Annotated in this window: 19 protein-coding genes and 1 tRNA gene; 11 read left to right on the plus strand and 9 right to left on the minus strand. The window is 61.9% G+C overall.

All coding sequences use genetic code 11. The annotated features are described in order from the left end of the window. Positions 1–35: 35 nt before the first annotated feature. Together aroA and B7Y43_RS16995 are read left to right on the plus strand one after the other, a co-directional pair. Positions 36–1,361 carry a 3-phosphoshikimate 1-carboxyvinyltransferase gene (gene aroA, locus B7Y43_RS16990; protein WP_374132868.1) on the plus strand — a complete coding sequence of 442 codons (1,326 nt, stop codon included), beginning with the start codon at positions 36–38 and terminating at the stop codon, positions 1,359–1,361. 16 nt (positions 1,362–1,377) lie between these two features. Further along, positions 1,378–2,010: a d(CMP) kinase gene (locus B7Y43_RS16995; RefSeq protein WP_374132869.1), complete on the plus strand. Its 633-nt coding sequence runs from the start codon at positions 1,378–1,380 to the stop codon at positions 2,008–2,010. Between the two features lie 26 nt (positions 2,011–2,036). Here the strand turns inward: B7Y43_RS16995 and bla are convergent, their stop codons facing one another. Beyond that, positions 2,037–2,954: a subclass B3 metallo-beta-lactamase gene (bla, locus tag B7Y43_RS17000; RefSeq protein WP_374132930.1), complete on the minus strand. Its 918-nt coding sequence runs from the start codon at positions 2,952–2,954 to the stop codon at positions 2,037–2,039. 305 nt (positions 2,955–3,259) lie between these two features. On the opposite strand from bla, the gene rpsA reads away from it, so the two are divergent. From rpsA to B7Y43_RS17025, 5 genes are all read left to right on the plus strand, one after another. Next, positions 3,260–4,996: a 30S ribosomal protein S1 gene (rpsA, locus tag B7Y43_RS17005; protein WP_374132870.1), complete on the plus strand. Its 1,737-nt coding sequence runs from the start codon at positions 3,260–3,262 to the stop codon at positions 4,994–4,996. A gap of 169 nt (positions 4,997–5,165) precedes the next feature. Beyond that, positions 5,166–5,450 carry an HU family DNA-binding protein gene (locus B7Y43_RS17010; protein WP_374132871.1) on the plus strand — a complete coding sequence of 95 codons (285 nt, stop codon included), beginning with the start codon at positions 5,166–5,168 and terminating at the stop codon, positions 5,448–5,450. A 51-nt stretch (positions 5,451–5,501) separates the two neighbouring features. Further along, positions 5,502–5,585, plus strand: a tRNA-Leu gene (locus B7Y43_RS17015). A 53-nt stretch (positions 5,586–5,638) separates the two neighbouring features. Next, entirely contained in the window at positions 5,639–7,141 is a 1,503-nt protein-coding gene (locus B7Y43_RS17020) for an ABC transporter substrate-binding protein (RefSeq protein WP_374132872.1), read from the plus strand. Positions 7,142–7,161: 20 nt separating this feature from the next. Continuing rightward, positions 7,162–7,596, plus strand: coding sequence for a DUF4112 domain-containing protein (locus B7Y43_RS17025; RefSeq protein WP_374132873.1), 435 nt, complete (start codon positions 7,162–7,164; stop codon positions 7,594–7,596). Positions 7,597–7,605: 9 nt separating this feature from the next. On the opposite strand, the gene B7Y43_RS17030 is transcribed toward B7Y43_RS17025, so the two are convergent. From B7Y43_RS17030 to nadC, 3 genes are read right to left on the minus strand one after another with little or no spacing between them, the layout of a single operon-like run. Continuing rightward, the gene (locus tag B7Y43_RS17030; protein ID WP_374132874.1) at positions 7,606–8,319 is read right to left on the minus strand and encodes a ribonuclease T2; all 714 of its coding nucleotides are present in this window, start codon (positions 8,317–8,319) and stop codon (positions 7,606–7,608) included. Next, positions 8,319–8,729, minus strand: a complete 411-nt coding sequence (locus B7Y43_RS17035; protein WP_374132875.1) for a hypothetical protein — start codon at positions 8,727–8,729, stop codon at positions 8,319–8,321. The genes B7Y43_RS17030 and B7Y43_RS17035 overlap by 1 nt, the downstream gene beginning before the upstream one ends. Before the next feature lie 39 nt (positions 8,730–8,768). Beyond that, the gene (nadC, locus tag B7Y43_RS17040; protein WP_374132876.1) at positions 8,769–9,617 is read right to left on the minus strand and encodes a nicotinate-nucleotide diphosphorylase; all 849 of its coding nucleotides are present in this window, start codon (positions 9,615–9,617) and stop codon (positions 8,769–8,771) included. Between the two features lie 740 nt (positions 9,618–10,357). Between nadC and B7Y43_RS17045 the strand changes: the two genes are divergently transcribed. Further along, entirely contained in the window at positions 10,358–10,522 is a 165-nt protein-coding gene (locus B7Y43_RS17045; RefSeq protein ID WP_374132877.1) for a Flp family type IVb pilin, read from the plus strand. Positions 10,523–10,559: 37 nt separating this feature from the next. Here the strand turns inward: B7Y43_RS17045 and B7Y43_RS17050 are convergent, their stop codons facing one another. Together B7Y43_RS17050 and B7Y43_RS17055 are read right to left on the minus strand one after the other, a co-directional pair. Beyond that, positions 10,560–10,931: a hypothetical protein gene (locus B7Y43_RS17050; protein WP_374132878.1), complete on the minus strand. Its 372-nt coding sequence runs from the start codon at positions 10,929–10,931 to the stop codon at positions 10,560–10,562. A gap of 171 nt (positions 10,932–11,102) precedes the next feature. After that, positions 11,103–12,803 (minus strand): S9 family peptidase, encoded by a 1,701-nt coding sequence (locus tag B7Y43_RS17055; RefSeq protein ID WP_374132879.1) that lies wholly within the window; start codon positions 12,801–12,803, stop codon positions 11,103–11,105. A 76-nt stretch (positions 12,804–12,879) separates the two neighbouring features. Here B7Y43_RS17055 and B7Y43_RS17060 point away from each other — a divergent pair, with 76 nt between their 5' ends. Continuing rightward, positions 12,880–13,587, plus strand: a complete 708-nt coding sequence (locus tag B7Y43_RS17060) for a haloacid dehalogenase type II (RefSeq protein WP_374132880.1) — start codon at positions 12,880–12,882, stop codon at positions 13,585–13,587. Between the two features lie 19 nt (positions 13,588–13,606). Here the strand turns inward: B7Y43_RS17060 and B7Y43_RS17065 are convergent, their stop codons facing one another. Further along, positions 13,607–13,819, minus strand: coding sequence for a hypothetical protein (locus tag B7Y43_RS17065; protein ID WP_374132881.1), 213 nt, complete (start codon positions 13,817–13,819; stop codon positions 13,607–13,609). A gap of 265 nt (positions 13,820–14,084) precedes the next feature. On the opposite strand from B7Y43_RS17065, the gene B7Y43_RS17070 reads away from it, so the two are divergent. Further along, positions 14,085–15,047, plus strand: coding sequence for a zinc-binding alcohol dehydrogenase family protein (locus B7Y43_RS17070; protein ID WP_374132882.1), 963 nt, complete (start codon positions 14,085–14,087; stop codon positions 15,045–15,047). Between the two features lie 27 nt (positions 15,048–15,074). Here the strand turns inward: B7Y43_RS17070 and B7Y43_RS17075 are convergent, their stop codons facing one another. Continuing rightward, the gene (locus B7Y43_RS17075) at positions 15,075–15,575 is read right to left on the minus strand and encodes a PadR family transcriptional regulator (protein ID WP_374132883.1); all 501 of its coding nucleotides are present in this window, start codon (positions 15,573–15,575) and stop codon (positions 15,075–15,077) included. A 74-nt stretch (positions 15,576–15,649) separates the two neighbouring features. Here B7Y43_RS17075 and B7Y43_RS17080 point away from each other — a divergent pair, with 74 nt between their 5' ends. Beyond that, a complete protein-coding gene (locus B7Y43_RS17080) occupies positions 15,650–16,555 on the plus strand; it encodes a retropepsin-like aspartic protease (RefSeq protein WP_374132884.1) in 906 nt (301 codons plus the stop codon). Between the two features lie 8 nt (positions 16,556–16,563). Here B7Y43_RS17080 and B7Y43_RS17085 read toward each other — a convergent pair whose 3' ends face one another. Continuing rightward, positions 16,564–17,343 carry a class II aldolase/adducin family protein gene (locus B7Y43_RS17085; RefSeq protein WP_374132885.1) on the minus strand — a complete coding sequence of 260 codons (780 nt, stop codon included), beginning with the start codon at positions 17,341–17,343 and terminating at the stop codon, positions 16,564–16,566. Between the last annotated feature and the right edge of the window lie 124 nt (positions 17,344–17,467).

Genomic DNA, 17,467 nt, shown 5'->3' on the forward strand with positions numbered 1-17,467 from the left:
GCCATAGCGCAAGCGCGCTGTCAAAGCCGCCGCCAATGTCGCACCCTGCCGCCTCCCCTCGCTCTTTTGTCGCCCATGGTCCGTTACGCGGGCAGATGACGGTGCCCGGCGACAAATCGATCAGCCACCGCGCCTTGATGTTTGCGGCTTTGGCTATTGGCACCAGCCGGATTGAGGGATTGCTGGAAGGCGAAGATGTGCTCGTCACCGCCGCCGCGTTGCGCGCGATGGGGGCAACCATCATCCGGCATGATGATGGCATTTGGGAAGTCAGCGGGGTCGGCGTCGGTGGGCTGCTCCAGCCGACCCAGGCGCTCGACATGGGCAATTCGGGCACCTCTACCCGGCTGCTGATGGGCCTTGTCGCGAGCCACCCGATCACGGTGACCTTTGTCGGCGACGCATCCTTGTCAGCCCGGCCGATGGGGCGGGTGATTGAGCCGCTGTCACAGATGGGCGCCGACATCACCGCCAGCCCCGGCGGCAAATTGCCGCTGATGGTGCGCGGGATCTGCCCCGCCGTGCCGATCAGCTACACGCTGCCGGTTGCCTCTGCGCAGGTGAAATCGGCAGTGCTGCTCGCGGGCCTCAACACGCCCGGTATCACCCGCGTGATCGAGCCAATCGCGACGCGCGACCATAGCGAGCGCATGCTGAAGGGCTTTGGCGCGACGCTAAGCGTCGACGAAACCAACCAGGGCCGACTCATTTCGATCACCGGGGAGGCGGAGCTCAAGCCGCAATCGATCATCGTGCCGGGCGACCCGTCTTCAGCCGCTTTTTTTGCAGTAGCGGCGTCGATCATCCCGGGGTCCGATGTGTTGATCGCCAATGTCGGCCTGAATGTCACCCGCACCGGCTTGTTCAGCGCGCTGCGGATGATGGGGGCTGACATCACCAAGGAAAATCCGCGCGAGGTGGGCGGCGAGCCGGTCGCCGATTTGCGCGTCCGGCATGCGCCGCTTCGGGCGATCGATGTGCCGCCCGATCTCGCCCCCAGCATGATCGACGAATATCCGATTCTGTTTGTCGCGGCCGCGCTTGCCTCGGGCCGGACAGTGGCACGCGGCGCGCATGAACTCCGGGTTAAGGAATCAGACCGGATCGCGACAATGGCCGCGGCACTGACGGCAATTGGGGTGGAGATAGAAGAATTTGACGACGGGCTGGCGATTACCGGCTCAGGCGGCGCGATGCTGCCCGGCGGCGCAACGATTGCGTCAAAGCTCGATCACCGGATCGCGATGAGTATGGCGGTTGCCGGCCTCGTCGCGCAGGCCAGCGTCACCATTGACGATGTCGCCCCGGTTGCGACAAGCTTTCCGTCCTTCTTCGAAACGCTTGACGCACTCGCCGGTTAGGGCCTTTGGTACGCAAATGATCATCGCCGTCGACGGACCCGCCGCTTCAGGCAAAGGCACCCTCGCCCGTGCCCTGGCGAAACATTATCGCTTGCCGCACCTTGATACCGGATTGCTCTACCGAGCGGTTGGGCTGAACGTGCTGCGCCAGGAGCTAAACCCCGAAATCGAAGCTGATGGCTTTGCCGCCTGCGATTTCGACGACTCAATCCTTGGCGATCCAGCGTTGCGCAGCGATGAGATCGGCAAGATCGCTTCGGTCGTCTCGGTGCATCCGCTGGTGCGTACCGCCCTGCTCCACCGTCAGCGGCGCTTTGCCAACCAGCCGGGCGGTGCGGTGCTCGACGGGCGCGATATCGGCACGGTGATTGCGCCGAATGCCGATGCCAAGCTGTTCATCAAGGCCACCCCGCAAATCCGCGCCAAGCGCCGCCATGCCGAACTGCGTACACAGGGATCAACCGTCAGCCTCGACAAGGTGCTCGCTGACATCCGCGCGCGCGATTTGCGCGACATTGGCCGGGCTGCCGCGCCGCTGGTGATGGCGGACGACGCCAATTTGCTCGACACGAGCTTTTTGTCGATCGAAAGCGCTGTGCAGCGGGCGATCGAACTGGTCGAAGCGCGGGTGCGCGCCAAGACGAGCTGAACGGGCGTCGCGCCAAGCCTATCGGTTCACGCCCCTGGCTTCGCCTCGCTCGCCAGCCGCTTGTTGAGAATTTTCGTATAGTCAGCGCTCAGATTTCGGCAGCTCTTGGGATCAACAAACGGGTTCGGCACGGCGCGCCGCTCAAACTGCGCGAACTTTGTGTCGCCACCCGAATTATCGGGATGGGCCGTAAACAGGATATCGCAGGGCATCGCTGCGACCCTGCTGATCGTCTGCCGGAACGACGCGACAATCGACCGGTGGGCCGGGTCCGAGAAACGATAGCCATCAACCGACACCGGATTAAGGCTGGAGGCGAACACCATATTCAAACAGCGCTTGGCTTCACAGGATTGCCAGCGCCAGCTCATGCTGCCGGCGGTATGGCCAGGCGTCGCCTGTGCCAGCACGCGGGTAGCGCCCAGCCGAATGACCTCGCCGTGGCGGACGACCCGCAGCTTGCCGGTGATCGCGGGCAGATCGGCGAGCTGGCCGAATTGCGGATCGTCGGCGCCGCTTCGGCCCTGGCGCAGCACCTGGGCTGCGGCGGCGCTGGCGACCACCGTTGCGCCGCTATCGCGCGCCAGAGCGGCAATGCCGCCCGCATGATCATAATGCGGTTCGGTGCTGAGGATCAGCTTCACGTCGCTGACCTTGAAACCAAGCGCACGAATATTGGATTCCACCGAGGATACCGATTGCGGCAGCGCGCCATCGATCAGGATTAACCCCGCGCCGGTATCGATCAGCGCGACATTCATCTTGCGAAAGCCGACCAGGTAACTGTTGCCGAAGATGCGCTTGGGCGGCTGCGGCGCGAGCCAGCGCGCGGCAAATTCTGCAGCGATGGGCCGGGTCAGCGGGTCGACATCCGCCTGCGCAAGGGCTGCACCGGCAATCGCGGGCATCGCCATCGCCGCAACCGCCAATTGCAAATTCCGCATCACCTAATCCCCCTGCTAATGCGAACCCGATACACGCAAAGCCTTTGGGGCATCAACCGGATGGGCCCGCTTGCCTCTTGCCCCCCCATGCGCTAAGGCGCGCCCGTCCGGCGGGCAGGTGCTCGCGGTGGAAGGCGCGGAGGCATGTCCTCTAGCGCCCTTTTCGCATTTTGCGTCTAGGCCCCTTCCCCGCTTCCCCGCGCGCCCGGATGCCGCGACCGGCAACCGGCCGCCGCGGTAACATGGCCAAAGACCGCCGGATACAACCGGCTGGCCGGACAATGAACTTGGGATACTGAAATTTTATGGCCTCTTCGGCAAACCCCACGCGCGATGATTTCGCCGCCCTTCTTGAAGAAACCCTTGGCGATGCAGACGGCTTTGAAGGCCGGGTTGTAAAGGGCACCGTTACCGCCATTGAGAATGACCTTGCCGTCATCGATGTCGGTCTGAAGAGCGAAGGCCGCGTGCCACTGCGCGAATTTGCGATGCCGGGCCAAAAGGCCGACCTGAAGGTTGGCGACGAAGTCGAAGTCTATGTCGACCGCGTTGAAAACATCCACGGCGAAGCAATGCTGTCGCGCGACCGCGCCCGCCGCGAAGCCGCTTGGGACACGCTGGAAACCGAATTCGCCAAGACCGCGCGCGTCGAAGGCGTCATCTTTGGTCGCGTGAAGGGTGGCTTCACCGTCGACCTGAACGGTGCCGTTGCCTTCCTGCCCGGTTCGCAGGTCGATATCCGCCCGGTGCGTGACGTGACCCCGCTGATGGACATTCCGCAGCCCTTCCAGATCCTGAAGATGGACCGCAAGCGCGGCAACATCGTCGTTTCACGCCGCGCGATCCTGGAAGAAACCCGCGCTGAACAGCGTTCGGGCCTGATCCTGAGCCTGGCCGAGGGCCAGATCATCGACGGCGTCGTCAAGAACATCACCGATTATGGTGCGTTCGTTGATCTGGGCGGCATCGACGGCCTGCTGCACGTGACCGATCTCAGCTACAAGCGCGTCGGCCATCCGAGCGAAGTGCTCAACATCGGCGATACCGTGAAGGTGCAGATCATCCGCATCAACAAGGACACGCAGCGCATCTCGCTCGGCATGAAGCAGCTTGAGAGCGATCCGTGGGATGGCGCGATGGAGAAATATCCGATCGGCGCCAAGCTTTCGGGCCGCGTGACCAACATCACCGAATATGGCGCGTTCGTCGAACTGGAAGCAGGCATCGAAGGCCTGGTCCATGTCAGCGAAATGAGCTGGACCAAGAAGAACGTCCACCCTGGCAAGATCGTGTCGACCAGCCAGGAAGTCGATGTCATCGTCCTGGAAGTCGATTCGGAAAAGCGCCGCATCTCGCTTGGCCTCAAGCAGGCGATCAGCAATCCGTGGGAAGCCTTTGCCGAAGCACACCCGGTTGGCTCGACCGTCGAAGGCGAAGTCAAGAACGCCACCGAATTCGGCCTGTTCATCGGCCTCGACAACGATGTCGATGGCATGGTCCACATGTCCGACATCGCCTGGGGCGTATCGGGCGAGGACGCGCTCAACCTGCACCGCAAGGGTGAGACCGTCCAGGCAATCGTGCTCGACATCGATGCCGAAAAGGAGCGCATCTCGCTTGGCATGAAGCAGCTTGAGCGTGGTGCCCCCGCCGTTGGCGGTGGTGCAGCGACCGAAGGCGGCGAAGTCGGCGGCGCACGCCTCAACAAGAACGCCATTGTCACCGTCACCGTGCTTGAAGTCCGCGATGCGGGCCTTGAAGTGCAAACCGGCGACGCTGGCGCGACGGGCTTCATCAAGCGCACCGATCTTGGTCGCGACCGCGATGAGCAACGTCCAGAGCGTTTCCAGGTCGGGCAGAAGTTCGATGCCATGGTGACGGGCTTTGATCGTTCAAAGAAGCCGACCTTCTCGATCAAGGCGATGCAGATCTCCGAAGAGAAGCAGGCCGTTGCGCAATATGGTTCATCCGATTCGGGTGCATCGCTGGGCGACATCCTGGGTGAGGCCCTCAAGGCAAGGTCGGGCGACACTAAGAAGTAACATACTCAAAATGGGGACATTGCCCGGCGCAATGTCCCCATTTTCGTCATTTTGTGACGTTTTGTTGCGCCGCGTTTCTGGCCAACTGAATAACATAAGGATAACAAGGTGCTTGAGCGCATCGCTGCGGGGGCGGCGGTGCGTGTGTTTTAAAATTGGGGAGAATGCTATGATACGCTCGGAGCTTGTGCAGCGCCTTACGGACGATAATCCTGACCTCACCCCGCGCGAAATCGAAGCAATCGTCTCTACCTTCTTCAACGAAATTTCCGCTCGCCTCGCCGCTGATGGCCGGGTTGAGCTGCGTGGCTTCGGTGCCTTTTCAACCCGCGCTCGTGACGCACGCACCGGTCGCAACCCGCGCACCGGCGAAGTCGTCGATGTCTCTGCAAAGCGCGTTCCCTATTTCAAACCCGGCAAGGAAATGCGCGCACGTCTCAATTGTGAGGCGTGAGTCGTAACCCTGCTTGACCTGTGGCCGGCATTCGGCTTGCGTATCCGTCAAGCGGACGTGGCGAAACCGGTAGACGCAGGGGACTTAAAATCCCCCTCCTATGGAGTGCGGGTTCGAGTCCCGCCGTCCGCACCACCGACTTGATCGGGCCGGTGGCGTCCGACCGCAAGCGATGGCAAAGGAGAGTCATGACTCTCGCCGCCAACCCGCACCACCGGTTAACTGTGCGTACCGGATCGAAAATCGGTCGCCTTTTCTGCGCCGTGATACTGCTGGCCGGCTGCAATCAGCGTAGCGATGTTGGCCCGGTAATCGTCAGCGCGATTGGGGCGCCACCGGCAATGGTCGATCCAGGCAGGGCCGAACTGGGCGGCCCCAGCCGACTGCTGCTTGATTCGGTCGCGCAGGGGCTGGTCCGGTTTGATGCGGCTGGTCAGATCGCCCCGGCGCTGGCCGAGCGCTGGATCGTCATCGACGACGGCATGAGCTATATTTTCCGCCTGCGCGAAGCAACATGGCGCGACGGCAGCAAGGTGACCGCTGCACAAGTCGTCCAGCGCCTGCGTCGTCAGCTTGCACCCCGATCGCGCAACGCGTTACGACCCTATCTGAGCGCCATCGACGAGATTGTCGAAATGACGCCGCAGGTTATTGAAGTTCGCCTGAAGCGCCCCAGGCTGGATCTGCTCAAGCTGTTTGCCCAGCCGGAACTCGCGGTGATCGACGAACGGCTTGATAGCGGCAGTGGTCCGTTTCGGATCAATTCGCGGGGCAAGATCAGTGTCCTGCTTCATCCGGCGATCGATCCGGTACGCGCGGTGGATGACGAGATCACGGCATCGGGCCCCGAACAATCCGTGCAGGTGATCGGCGAACGCGCCTCTCGGGCAATCGTGCGCTTCATCGAACGACAATCGGATCTCGTCACTGGCGGCACCTTTGTCGACTGGCCATTGATTGCGTCCGCCACTGTAGCCCCGGCCAATTTCAAGCTCGATCCAGCGGCTGGACTGTTCGGGCTGGCGATCGTCAATCGCGATGGTTTCCTTGCTGACGCCCAGAACCGGGTCGCACTTGCCCAGGCGCTTGACCGCGAGGCATTGGTCGCGGCGTTTGCGCCGGGCTGGGCAGCGGCAAGCCAAATCCTGCCCGACCAACTCGATTCCGCCGCCGCCCCAACGGTCCCCGCCTGGGTCAACCTGCCGCCTGAGGAACGCCGCAGCGGCGCGCGCGCGCGGGTAAGGCGTTGGAAGGAAACGCATACGGCCCCGCTGACGCTGCGGATCGCCCTGCCCAAAGGGCCGGGATCGACGATATTGTTTGGCTTTATCGGTGCGGCTTTCCAATCGATCGGTATTGAACCGCGCCGGGTGGCAATGACCGAAAAAGCCGATCTACGGCTGGTCGATGCGGTTGCCCCTTATGACAGCGCGCGGTGGTATCTGGCGATGGCCTGCCAGCGGTGCGGCCCGGCAGCGCAAGAGGCGCTGATCAAGGCGCGCGATGCCAATAGCCTGGCCGAACGCGCGCAGAACATTGCGGAGGCCGATGTCGCGGTTGAACAGGATGCCGCTTTCATCGTCATCGCGCGTCCGCTACGCTGGTCGCTGGTCGCGTTGCGGCTGCGCCAGTGGCAAGGGAACAGCCGGGCCTGGCATCCGTTGAATGCATTGCGCGACAATAGCCAGTAAACCAACCAGAGCTGAGGGCCATGGCCAACCGTACCACCCGCATCGACCCCGAACAGATCCGCAAGATTGCCGCGCAACTGCCGCTGGGGCGCGATCCCGGCACGGTCCGACGCCGGATCGAAGCGATGGAGCAGTTGCTCGAAGGATTGATCACCATTCCGGGCATTAATCGCAAGGTCGGGCTGGACGTGATCCTTGATTTCATTCCCGTCGCCGGGCCAACGATCGCGGCCGCGATGGGCGGCTGGATGATGTGGGAGGCCCGCAATCTGGGCATGACCAAAACGCACATGGCGCGGATGGCTGGCAATATCGGCTTTGATTATCTGCTCGGGCTAATCCCCTGGATCGGCGCGGTGCCTGATTTCTTTTTCCGCTCCAACACCCGCAATTTGAAAATGATCAAACGCTTCCTTGATCATCATCACCCGGCAACCGCGATCATCCAGGGCTGATCCGGCGCCTTAACGCACCCCGCGCCAGATCTTGATCGGCTTGGTGGGGGCCAGCCCGCCCTGATGCGTCGGGCAGCGCGCATAGCGGGTCTGGGTATCCAGGCACAGCCACACCTCGTCCAGCCAACCCTGGCGATTGGCGGTGATCCGCATCATCTCCGCGCTGATCCCGGGATTGGCGCGGGCAATCGCACTGGCGAGCTGCCCGGCAGTGAGGCGGCGGCGCGACAGCGCGTTCATATCGGGATAGCGCAGCCGAGTGAACAGCCGGGTCGCGCGATCAAAATAGGCCTTGGGGCTGTCGCTCATGCAGGTGCCGTGCTTGGCCCATTCATGCTGCAGCAATTGCGCGGACGGCGTCGCACAGAGATTTTCGCGGATGACAGCCGGCGGCAGAATATCGGCAGCGCGGCAATATTGCGGCCATTTCTCGCCCTCACCATCGGGCCATAGCCCGTGCAGCGTGAAGCCAAAACGGTTGCCCCTGCCACACTGAAACTGAGCAGAGGCATCGCGCGCATTGCTGCGGCAATATTGCGGCGCCCAGCTGATCGCCAGCGTATAACTGCCGATCGGGAGCACGCGCTGGGGCTGGCTGGCGCTGGGGCCATCGGCGCGCGGTACGGGCAGATCGGCGGGGACCGCGCAGCTATAGGCCTGGGCGCTGGCTGCGGCGGGCAGGCCCAGCATGACGGCGGCGACAATGATCGTGAAATGCCGCATTACCGAGTCTCCCTGGAGAACCATGCCCGTGCATCCTTCCTAAACAGGCAGATTACGGCAAACAACTGCAAAGAATAATTGATGATTGTGACCACGAACTGGATCGGCGTAACCAGCGCAAGACGATGTCCAATCGTTCCACTGACCACGCCAGTCAGACCCAACAGGAAAAACAGCGTAATGAGCCATTTTGCAACTACACTTCTGCGCCGACCGGCTGCGTAACAAAGTAACAGGCCGATCAATATGCTGAATCCGGTCATCAACGCTACCAACCCAAACCCAAGCAGTGCAAACACTACCCCGATCGCGTGATTAAAGAGGTAATTTCCAACAGCACTCATAATTGTGATAGCGGTGGAACCAAGATAAAACTGCTCAAATCGGACGATTGATACCGGGCGTTCCATGAAATACCCCTTTGTTGACAGGGTAATTTCCCAACTATTTCATGATATTTCGTTAAAATCCAGTCCGATGTCCGCTGCCGGCGCCGATTGCGTCAGCCGCCCCACGCTAATGAAGGTCACGCCGGTTTCGGCAATCGCGCGGATCGTGTCGAGCCGCACGCCGCCCGATGCTTCAGTCGGCACGCGCCCGCCGATCAGCGTCACTGCGCCGCGCAGGATCGGCGGCGGCATGTTATCGAGCAGCAGATGCGTCGCCCCCGCCGCCAGCGCCGGTTCGATCTGATCGACGCGGTCAACCTCGACGATGATGCGCGCGATCCCCGCCACCTTGGCGCGCCGCACGGCTTCTCCCACCGATCCGGCGACCGCGACGTGATTGTCCTTGATCATCGCTGCGTCCCACAACCCCATGCGGTGATTGGTCGCGCCGCCCATCAGCGTCGCATATTTTTCCAACCGACGCAGGCTCGGGATAGTTTTGCGCGTATCGAGCAGGATTGCCCCCGTCCCCCTGATCTTGTCGACATAGCCGCGCGTCATCGTCGCGATTCCCGAGAGATGCTGGACGGTGTTGAGCGCCGACCGCTCCGCCGTCAGCATCGCCCGCGCCAGCCCTTCGATCCGCAGCAAATCGGTGCCCGCCGCCACCCGGTCACCATCCTCAACCAGCCGCTCAATCCGGACATCGGGATCAAGCGCGCGGAAAAACGCCTCGGCGATCGGCAGCCCGGCGACGATGATCGCATCGCGGCTGTCCATCACCCCCGTGAAACGGGCATCGGCCGGGATAACGGCAGCGGAGGTGATGTCCCCACCCTCCCCCATATCTTCGGCCAAGGTGGCGCGGACGAAGGCGTCGAGATCGAAACCGGGGAGTGTAAAGGTCATGATTTCCAACGAAGTTGCGGACGTTGCAGGTCACCGTCGCGGGGTGCAACGGGACGCACCGGGCGCATCGGTGCGGGCGTTGGCAGGGCGATCGAGCGAGTCATGATGGCATCTGTGCCACACTCAATGGGGTTTAGGACAGGTCAATCAGCGGCGCGGTTATCTTGCCGTAGCGGGGAGAACGGTGCGCCAGTCAAGCAGACTAAAAATCATTAATCCCTGAAAATAAAGGACATTTGTTGGCCTGATCAGCCGAAAATAGCATGCCCGATATCCAACCCGATCTGAACACCAACGGCACCGGCGTAAAGCCACACCGCGCCCAAAGCGGTCCATGCGAGGCGGCGTTGCAATCGTTCATTCAGCTGCATGGTTTGTAACGATCCCCTTTTGCGGCGGGACGAGGATCGCACAACCGTGAAATGACCGCAACTTGGGCAATTGGACGCGCAATCGGCCCCTATACCGTATCATGGAGATAGATATTTACATCCGTTTTGAACATAATCGTTGCTGCCAGCCGATTTGGGGCAACCCTTTTGCGGTGGTGGGGGATAGGCCGGAGCGGGATGCCGCCCCCGGCCTGTTCTTTTTGCGGGTGCCGAGAAATTCCCCCTATCCCTTGCGTGCGCATCACCAAAATCAAGGCTAACGGCCAAAAAGGTGCGTCATGTCGATGAGGCTTAACTCCATTTTCACCCATCCGCGCGTAGGTGAAGCCAACGCAAGGGAGTGCACCAATGATTTTTCGCAAGTTCATCCGTAACAATCGCGCTGCGACGGCAATTGAATACGGCTTGATCGCTGCGTTGATCGCCGTAGCAGCCATTGCGGCGATGCAGGGTCTCGGCAACAAGCTCAAGACAACCTTCTCAAACGTATCGACCAATATGAAGGCGACCTAATCGGTCGCCGGTGGCTGTTGCTTGGCGTCCTGATCGGCTAGCCGATTGCGCCCCAGGCCCAGAACAGCAGCAGGGCAAAGCCGATGGTGCCAATGGCCGCGTGCACGGCGAGCGACCCGCCAATAATGCCGGGTCGCGATTTGGCGATGATCGGCACGAACAGCCCGGTGGCCAGCGCACCCGCGACGATGAGCGCGACGGTCGAACCCATGGCATGGCGGGGCAGCGTCTCGCCGCTCGGTGCGCCGCGCAGCAGCATCACCAGCAGTTCCAGCCCACCCGCCCCCAGCAGCAGGTGCACCCCCGCCAGTGTTTGCGAATTGCGCTCCCCGCGCAGATAGCGATAGCCCATATAGGCACCTATCGCCACGCCCATGCCCAGCAAGAACACTACCGGTACCACGGTCATTGCCTGCCTCCCCCTGCTTTTCCCACTGCCGCAGCATACCGGAACTTAGCGCAGCATTTTTGCTTTTTACATGCTAAAACAACATCCTAAACATCGCTCATCAGGAATGACTTACGGCTGAGACCTGGCCGGGAAACGCGATCAATTGCCGACATCGCCCTTTCAAGTCCCTCACCATCCCTGCGTCGCCGTGCCCGCAACCACATAGAGCGTCACCAACAACCCCGAAATCAGCGCGCCCGGCCGATAGCTGCCGGTGCGCCGCCACGTGAAGATCGCGATCACCGCCACCGTCGCCAGCACGACCGGGAATTGCAGCGCGATCACCGTGCTGAGCGGATCGAGCGCGGTCGGCAATTGGCCGGTGACGAAGAACACGCCGTAATCGAGCAGCAGCATCACCACAAAGCCAAGCGACAGCGCGAGCTTTGCCCAGCCATACTGCGCCACCCAGCCATCGCCCTGCACCGTCAGCCGCTCGACCAGCGTCTTGACGCTCGCCAGGAAGCCGATCGTCAATGGCACAACATAAATAGCGGCAATCGCCAATTGCGTGGCGCTGGGCAGTTTCACCGCAATGATCCAGAGCCGGAAATCGGTGTGGAAAGCGCGATCAACCGCGAACAACAGCGCATAACCCGCCGCCACACTGAGCAGCGCGGCGGTGATCGACTGCCCCCAATCCGATTGCCGACCGCTGACCATCTTGCGCCCGATCAGCCAGCTGATCCCTGCGCCGACCAACCCCCAAAGCGTGATCTGCGTGGTCACTGTCTGCGGCAGGATCGGGTTGGGCTGGACGAGCAGGAAAACTGCGACGAACACCGGGAAAAACGTGATCGCGGGCAGGAAAGCGGTGAGCAGCAACGCGCGCCACCAGCCGCCGTCACGGGCCTCGACGCCGGGCTCGACCGGCCCGCGCATCGCGGCAAAGGCGGGCAGCCGCACCAGCAGATCGAACACCGCCAGCACGACCATGACGAAGCCAATCAGGCCCAGTGCCGTGCCCGCTTCTTTCCAATACCAGATTTGGTTGGCCGACGGGATCGGCGTGCCGCCCTTCAGCGTGACTGAAAACCAATCGATCGCGCGGGCAATCGCCTCTGGCGAGATATGGTCGCCCGGATGGGTGACGGCAGGCGTGGCAAGGATGCGCGCGGTGCCGTTCGCGATTGATCCATAGAGCTTGCGTGGGACGATGCGCTCGCTGGTGCCGAATACTGTTTTCAGCTTGGCCGAATCGCCAATGTCGCGCGCCTTATCGACGCCCCACATCAGCTTCGAAAATTCGTCATACTGGCTATAAACCAGCCCCAGATTGCGCGGCCAGCTGGGGCTGCCCTCGCGCGCATAGGGTGCGCCGGTTGACGATCCCTCCAGCACAATCGCCTTATAATCATCGGGATAGGCAGCGGCGGCGGCGAGCACCGTCCAGCCGCCCATCGAATGGCCTTCCAGCCCGATATTATTGGGATCGACCATCGACAGCGAACGGAGATGGACGAGCCCGTCCGGCCCGCCAAAGCCGTTCGCAAAGGCCGGGCCATCGCTATAGCCATGGCCGGTCTGATCAAGCGCGAGCACGACATAGCCGCGCCGCGCAAATTCAATCGCAAAGCCATCCTGGGTTTCGCGCGAATTGATATAGCCGTGGACGGCAAGGATGCCGGGGGCCTTGCTGGTGGCGGTCGCGGTTGAGGGCACATAGAGCAGTGCGCTCATCGTCTTGCCGCCGGTGCCCTGGAAACGGATGTCGCGCACTTCGATGCCGCCGGTCGTCTGGATGCGGCTGGCCAGCATCGCCCCGCCAATCGCCAGCGCCAATCCAAGGATCAGCATCCACCAGCCGCTTTTCGGCAATCCTTGCGCCATGATTCCGCCCCCGATTGACCGACACGCCGAAACTGGCAACGTCGCGCCTCATACCAAAACCGTTGGAGAGCCGAACATGGCCAAGGTCAAGATGCTGGCGTTCGATGTGTTCGGCACGCTGGTCGATTGGCGGACGAGCATTGCACGCGAAGCACAGGCAGTGTTTGCGCGCGCAGGGCGCGACGACATTGATCCAGCCGGGTTCGCCGATGCCTGGCGCGGGCTGTATCAACCCGCGATGGAGGCGGTGCGATCCGGCAAGCGGCCCTTTACGCGGCTCGATGTGCTAAACCGCGAGACGCTGGATATGCTGCTGGCGGCCCATGATGTGAAGCTGGACGACGCGGCTGCGCAGGATTTCGCCTTTGCGTGGCGCAGGCTCGATCCCTGGCCCGATGTCGTCGACGGGCTCGCGCGGTTAAGGGCGCTCTTTCCGATCGTCACGCTTTCCAACGGCAATATCGCGCTGACGATGGAAGTCGCGCGGCGCGGCGGGATGACCTTCGATGCAATATTGGGGGCGGAAGCCGTGCAGGCGTTCAAGCCGATGCCAGCGGCCTATCTGCGCACCGCCGATCTGCTGGGCATTGCACCAGGCGAGCTGTGTCTGGTGGCGGCGCATCACAGCGATTTGGCGGCGGCGCGGGGCTGTGGCCTGACATGTGCCTATATCCACCGGCCGATGGAATATGGCGGCGCGACCGCTCCGGATGACCATATGGCGCAGGATTGGGAATGGTCGGCGGGCAGCTTGGTCGAGTTGGCGGTAGCGATGGGCGGATAATGTTCGTTGAACTCGCCGACTAGTGGGGACCGCCGTTACGCGGTCTTTTTGGCTCTCCGAATTTCATCACGGCGTACATCGCCGCCATCTGAGCGAAAAAGATCACGATGAACAACGGCATCCTGCCCGCTTGGAGGTTATAAAAATTGAAGACAAATGTAGCTGCGGTGATCAGCAACAGTGCCAAGTTTTTGGCGTAGGTTGGTTTGATGCGGTATTCGTCATCGGTCATGGCGATTTCCTTGCCGGTCGTTTGTTGCCGAATGCGGTGATGGACCCTGGCCGTAGTAAATTATCAAAAGATAACGGGCGAACCCCATATAAGACAAGCGGTTGCACGACTTTTTTTGCTTATCATCGACGCCCATCGTGGCGCAAATTTTGATCTGCACACGGGACCTGGCGAACTACACGACAACGTTCGCCCACCCCCCCGGGGTGACGGCTGCCGCAAACTTCGCCACAACCTCGAAAAATCATAAAACTGGAGACGATCAATGAAAGCAGCGGTCTATTACAGCAATGGCGATCCCAGCGTGCTGGTGTACGAGGACGTCGCTGACCCCGTCTGCCACCCCAAGGGCGTCGTCATCCGCGTTGAGGCGGTCAGCATCGAGGGCGGCGACACGCTCAACCGCTGGCGCGGGCCGCTCGTCACCACGCCGCACATCGTTGGCTATCAGGCAGCGGGCGAGATCGTCGAGGTCGGCGCCGAAGTCACCCATTTGAAGGTCGGCATGCGCGTCGCGACGGTTGACGCGTTCGGATCGCATGCCGAGCTGCGCCCTGTCCCTGCGCGCAATTGCTGGCCGATCCCCGCCGGGCTTGACCCCGCCAAGGCCGCCGTCGTCCCGGTCGCGTTCGGGACGGCGCATGAATGCCTGTTCGGGCGCGGTGGCTTGAAAGCCGGCGAGGTCGCGCTGATCCAGGCGGGCGCGAGCGGCGTCGGCATCGCCGCGATCCAGCTGGCGAAGCAAGCAGGCGCGACGGTGCTCGCCACCGCATCGAGCGACGAGCGGCTCGATCGGCTGAAGGCGTACGGGCTGGATCACGGCATCAACTACACGCGTGACGAAGTAGCCGCCGAAGTAAAGCGGCTTACCGGCGGCAAGGGCGCGGACGTGGTGGTCGATTCGGTCGGCGGCACCACCTTGCAAGGATCGATCGATTCGCTCGCCTATCGCGGGCGGCTGTCGATGGTCGGCGCGGCGGGGCGGGAGGCGATGAAGGTCGATGTCGGTTCGCTGATGGGCGGCAACCGCTCCTTAAGCGGCGTGTTCCTGGGGGCCGAGATCATAACCGACCGCGTGCATGACATGATCCAGGGGCTGATCGAGGATGTCGCGGCAGGCAAGCTGGACGTGGTGATCGACCGCCGCTTCGCGCTGTCGGAAGCAGCGGAAGCGCATGCCTATATCGAGAGCCGGCAGGCCGTGGGGCGGGTTGTGCTGGTACCTTGAGGACAACAGGTTGGTATTAGTCTGCCGCTATTTTTGCGGTTTTTTCGAAATGAGCTGCAACCAGAATCGCCGCGCCTCCCACCAGCTTCGATGAATACAAAGCGCCGCCGGACGATCGGCAAATATCGGTGGCGCATCCGCCCTTTCACTGCGCTTCGCAACCTCGGTGAGAAGCGTTGCAACCTCTGTCGGAGATACGAGGTCAAGATACAGTAGCCGTGTCCGTAACGGATCAAACCCCATGCCGGCGGCGCGATCAGCATCCAGCAGCCATCGCGTGAGCGCCGCGCGACCGGCAGGGGTAATGCTATAATCGCTTCGTTGGCGTTTACCCGTTGAGGCTGCATGCGCCTCCAGATAGCCGCGTTCGGTCAGCCGCCGAACCAAGGGGTAAACCGCGCCCGCCGATCCTGACCAATATTCCGATGGCGATTCTGCAAAAGTGTTGGCGATGACATAGGTGGTCGCCGTTCCCCGCCGCGCGACCTCCGCCAGCGTTGCCCCTTCGAGATCAGTCAGATCATTCATCTCCTTCCCATTGACACGATCGAGCTTAAGCATCAATTAGTATATTACGAATCGTAATATGTGGAGAGCGAGAAATGCGGTTGTTGCTTTTGAGCGTGCTGGGGATGGGTGTCAGCAGTTTCGCGCTTGCGAAGGACAAGGTACCGACCGTCGCGAAGGCACCCGTAGACGTCAGCATCCCTGTCGACCTGACATCGGGCCGACCCGCGGTGATGGCGCGAATTGCAGGCGGGGAACCGATCGCCGTCGAGTTCGACACCGGATCGCAAGGCGCGGTCATTCCCCGGGCGCTCGCCAATAAACTAGGATTGAAGGAAACGGGTGAAATCCAGTTGGGCAGTCCATTTGGCGGCAAGCCGATTACTGCCAAGACCGTATCACTCGGTACGCTGGAGATCGGTGGCGTGGCGGCAACAAATGTCACTGCCGTCGTTCAGGAAGATGCGAGCTTTATGGGGCCCGATGCGCGGCTAGTGATTGGGCCAGCGCAATTCGGCAACAAGGTGGTCGCGCTTGATTACCCCACGCGGACGCTTCGCATCGCGAACCAGATCAACGCCGATAACCGCCGTTGGCAGCCGCTAAAGAACGGCCTGCTGAAAACCGATCTTCTGCTCGCTGGAAAATCCATTCCGCTGCATATCGACAGCGGCAACCCCGGCACGTTGATGCTACCAAAGTCCGTTGTCGGAACCTTATCGCCGAAGCCAGACTTGCGTGAAGTCGGTCGCGCGCGCACCGTCGACAAGGAATTCGTGATCTATGTCGGCAGCGTGAATCGTGATGCAACGCTTGCGGGCGTTCCGATTCGGCTGGGCGACATCGCTTTTGGCGATGTGCCATCCGCCAATTTGGGATCACAGGGACTGGCGCAATTTACCGTCATCGTCGACTTCAGCCGCAAGCGCTGGCAGCTCGTCGTCCCCGAAGGTGTGACGCCGTTGATGACGGCGCGTCAGCGAGCGCCCCAGCCACAATAGCAGGTCTCCTATTCCGCATAGCCCGGATTATGCCGATCCAGCTTCCTGAGCAGCGCCGGCCACGCCAGCCCCTGCGCGAGCATCGCCATCCCCGCGCCGCTCGATTGTTCCTCGACCTTGTGCTCCACCCCCTGTGGCGGGTTGTGCAGGCCGCTGCGCCCAGCGCTCAGCATATGCACCTGCGCTTCGCACGCGCGTTCCAGGAAATAGAGCCGCAGGAACGCCTGCGCGACCGTCGCGCCCACCGCGAGCGTGCCATGGTTGCGCAGAATCATCGTGTGCTTGGTGCCGAGATCCTCGACCAGCCGCTCGCGCTCCTCGAGCTCGGTCGCGATGCCTTCATATTCGTGATAGGCGACATCGTGCCCCGCAATCATCGATGTTTGGGTGTGCGGCAACAGCCCATCCGACATCGCCGACACCGCCTGACCATAAGGCGTGTGGAGATGCATGACCGATGCGGCATCCTCGCGCGCCATATGGATCGCCGAGTGGATCACGAAGCCCGCGCGGTTCACCGGCGCAGGCGTATCGTCAACCTTGTTGCCCTCGACATCGATCTTGACCAGCGCCGAGGCGGTCATTTCCTCAAACATATGCGTATAGGGGTTGATCAGGAAATGATGCTCCGGCCCCGGCACCCGCGCCGACAGGTGCGTGAAGATCAGATCGTCCCAGCCATACATGGCGACAAGCCGGTACGCGGCGGCGAGATCGACCCGAGCCTGCCATTCCTCAGGCGAGCAGCGGTCGCGGATCGTTTCGGCGGGCTTCAGGGCGGTGGCCATGTCGTCTTCTCCTGGTATCACGGTCAAGTTGCGCTGCAGCATATGTTGCGCAGCATAAATAACGGCACAGCATGTAACGCTAGCAGGCCAAACGCCGCTTGACGAGCCGAGACAGCGGGTGAAG

The sequence above is a fragment of the Sphingomonas sp. 28-62-20 genome, from assembly GCF_002281505.1.

Bases quoted from the DNA above. Each gene is read 5' to 3' on its own strand.
- aroA (WP_374132868.1), top strand. From the start codon at position 36: ATGTCGCACCCTGCCGCCTCCCCTCGCTCTTTTGTCGCCCATGGTCCG.
- B7Y43_RS17085 (WP_374132885.1), bottom strand. From the start codon at position 17,343: ATGGCCACCGCCCTGAAGCCCGCCGAAACGATCCGCGACCGCTGCTCG.
- B7Y43_RS17020 (WP_374132872.1), top strand. From the start codon at position 5,639: ATGACTCTCGCCGCCAACCCGCACCACCGGTTAACTGTGCGTACCGGA.
- bla (WP_374132930.1), bottom strand. From the start codon at position 2,954: ATGCGGAATTTGCAATTGGCGGTTGCGGCGATGGCGATGCCCGCGATT.
- B7Y43_RS17045 (WP_374132877.1), top strand. From the start codon at position 10,358: ATGATTTTTCGCAAGTTCATCCGTAACAATCGCGCTGCGACGGCAATT.
- B7Y43_RS17030 (WP_374132874.1), bottom strand. From the start codon at position 8,319: ATGCGGCATTTCACGATCATTGTCGCCGCCGTCATGCTGGGCCTGCCC.
- B7Y43_RS17035 (WP_374132875.1), bottom strand. From the start codon at position 8,729: ATGGAACGCCCGGTATCAATCGTCCGATTTGAGCAGTTTTATCTTGGT.
- nadC (WP_374132876.1), bottom strand. From the start codon at position 9,617: ATGACCTTTACACTCCCCGGTTTCGATCTCGACGCCTTCGTCCGCGCC.
- B7Y43_RS17065 (WP_374132881.1), bottom strand. From the start codon at position 13,819: ATGACCGATGACGAATACCGCATCAAACCAACCTACGCCAAAAACTTG.
- B7Y43_RS17080 (WP_374132884.1), top strand. From the start codon at position 15,650: ATGCGGTTGTTGCTTTTGAGCGTGCTGGGGATGGGTGTCAGCAGTTTC.
- B7Y43_RS17070 (WP_374132882.1), top strand. From the start codon at position 14,085: ATGAAAGCAGCGGTCTATTACAGCAATGGCGATCCCAGCGTGCTGGTG.
- B7Y43_RS17055 (WP_374132879.1), bottom strand. From the start codon at position 12,803: ATGGCGCAAGGATTGCCGAAAAGCGGCTGGTGGATGCTGATCCTTGGA.
- B7Y43_RS17050 (WP_374132878.1), bottom strand. From the start codon at position 10,931: ATGACCGTGGTACCGGTAGTGTTCTTGCTGGGCATGGGCGTGGCGATA.
- B7Y43_RS17010 (WP_374132871.1), top strand. From the start codon at position 5,166: ATGATACGCTCGGAGCTTGTGCAGCGCCTTACGGACGATAATCCTGAC.
- B7Y43_RS17025 (WP_374132873.1), top strand. From the start codon at position 7,162: ATGGCCAACCGTACCACCCGCATCGACCCCGAACAGATCCGCAAGATT.
- B7Y43_RS17060 (WP_374132880.1), top strand. From the start codon at position 12,880: ATGGCCAAGGTCAAGATGCTGGCGTTCGATGTGTTCGGCACGCTGGTC.
- B7Y43_RS16995 (WP_374132869.1), top strand. From the start codon at position 1,378: ATGATCATCGCCGTCGACGGACCCGCCGCTTCAGGCAAAGGCACCCTC.
- B7Y43_RS17075 (WP_374132883.1), bottom strand. From the start codon at position 15,575: ATGAATGATCTGACTGATCTCGAAGGGGCAACGCTGGCGGAGGTCGCG.
- rpsA (WP_374132870.1), top strand. From the start codon at position 3,260: ATGGCCTCTTCGGCAAACCCCACGCGCGATGATTTCGCCGCCCTTCTT.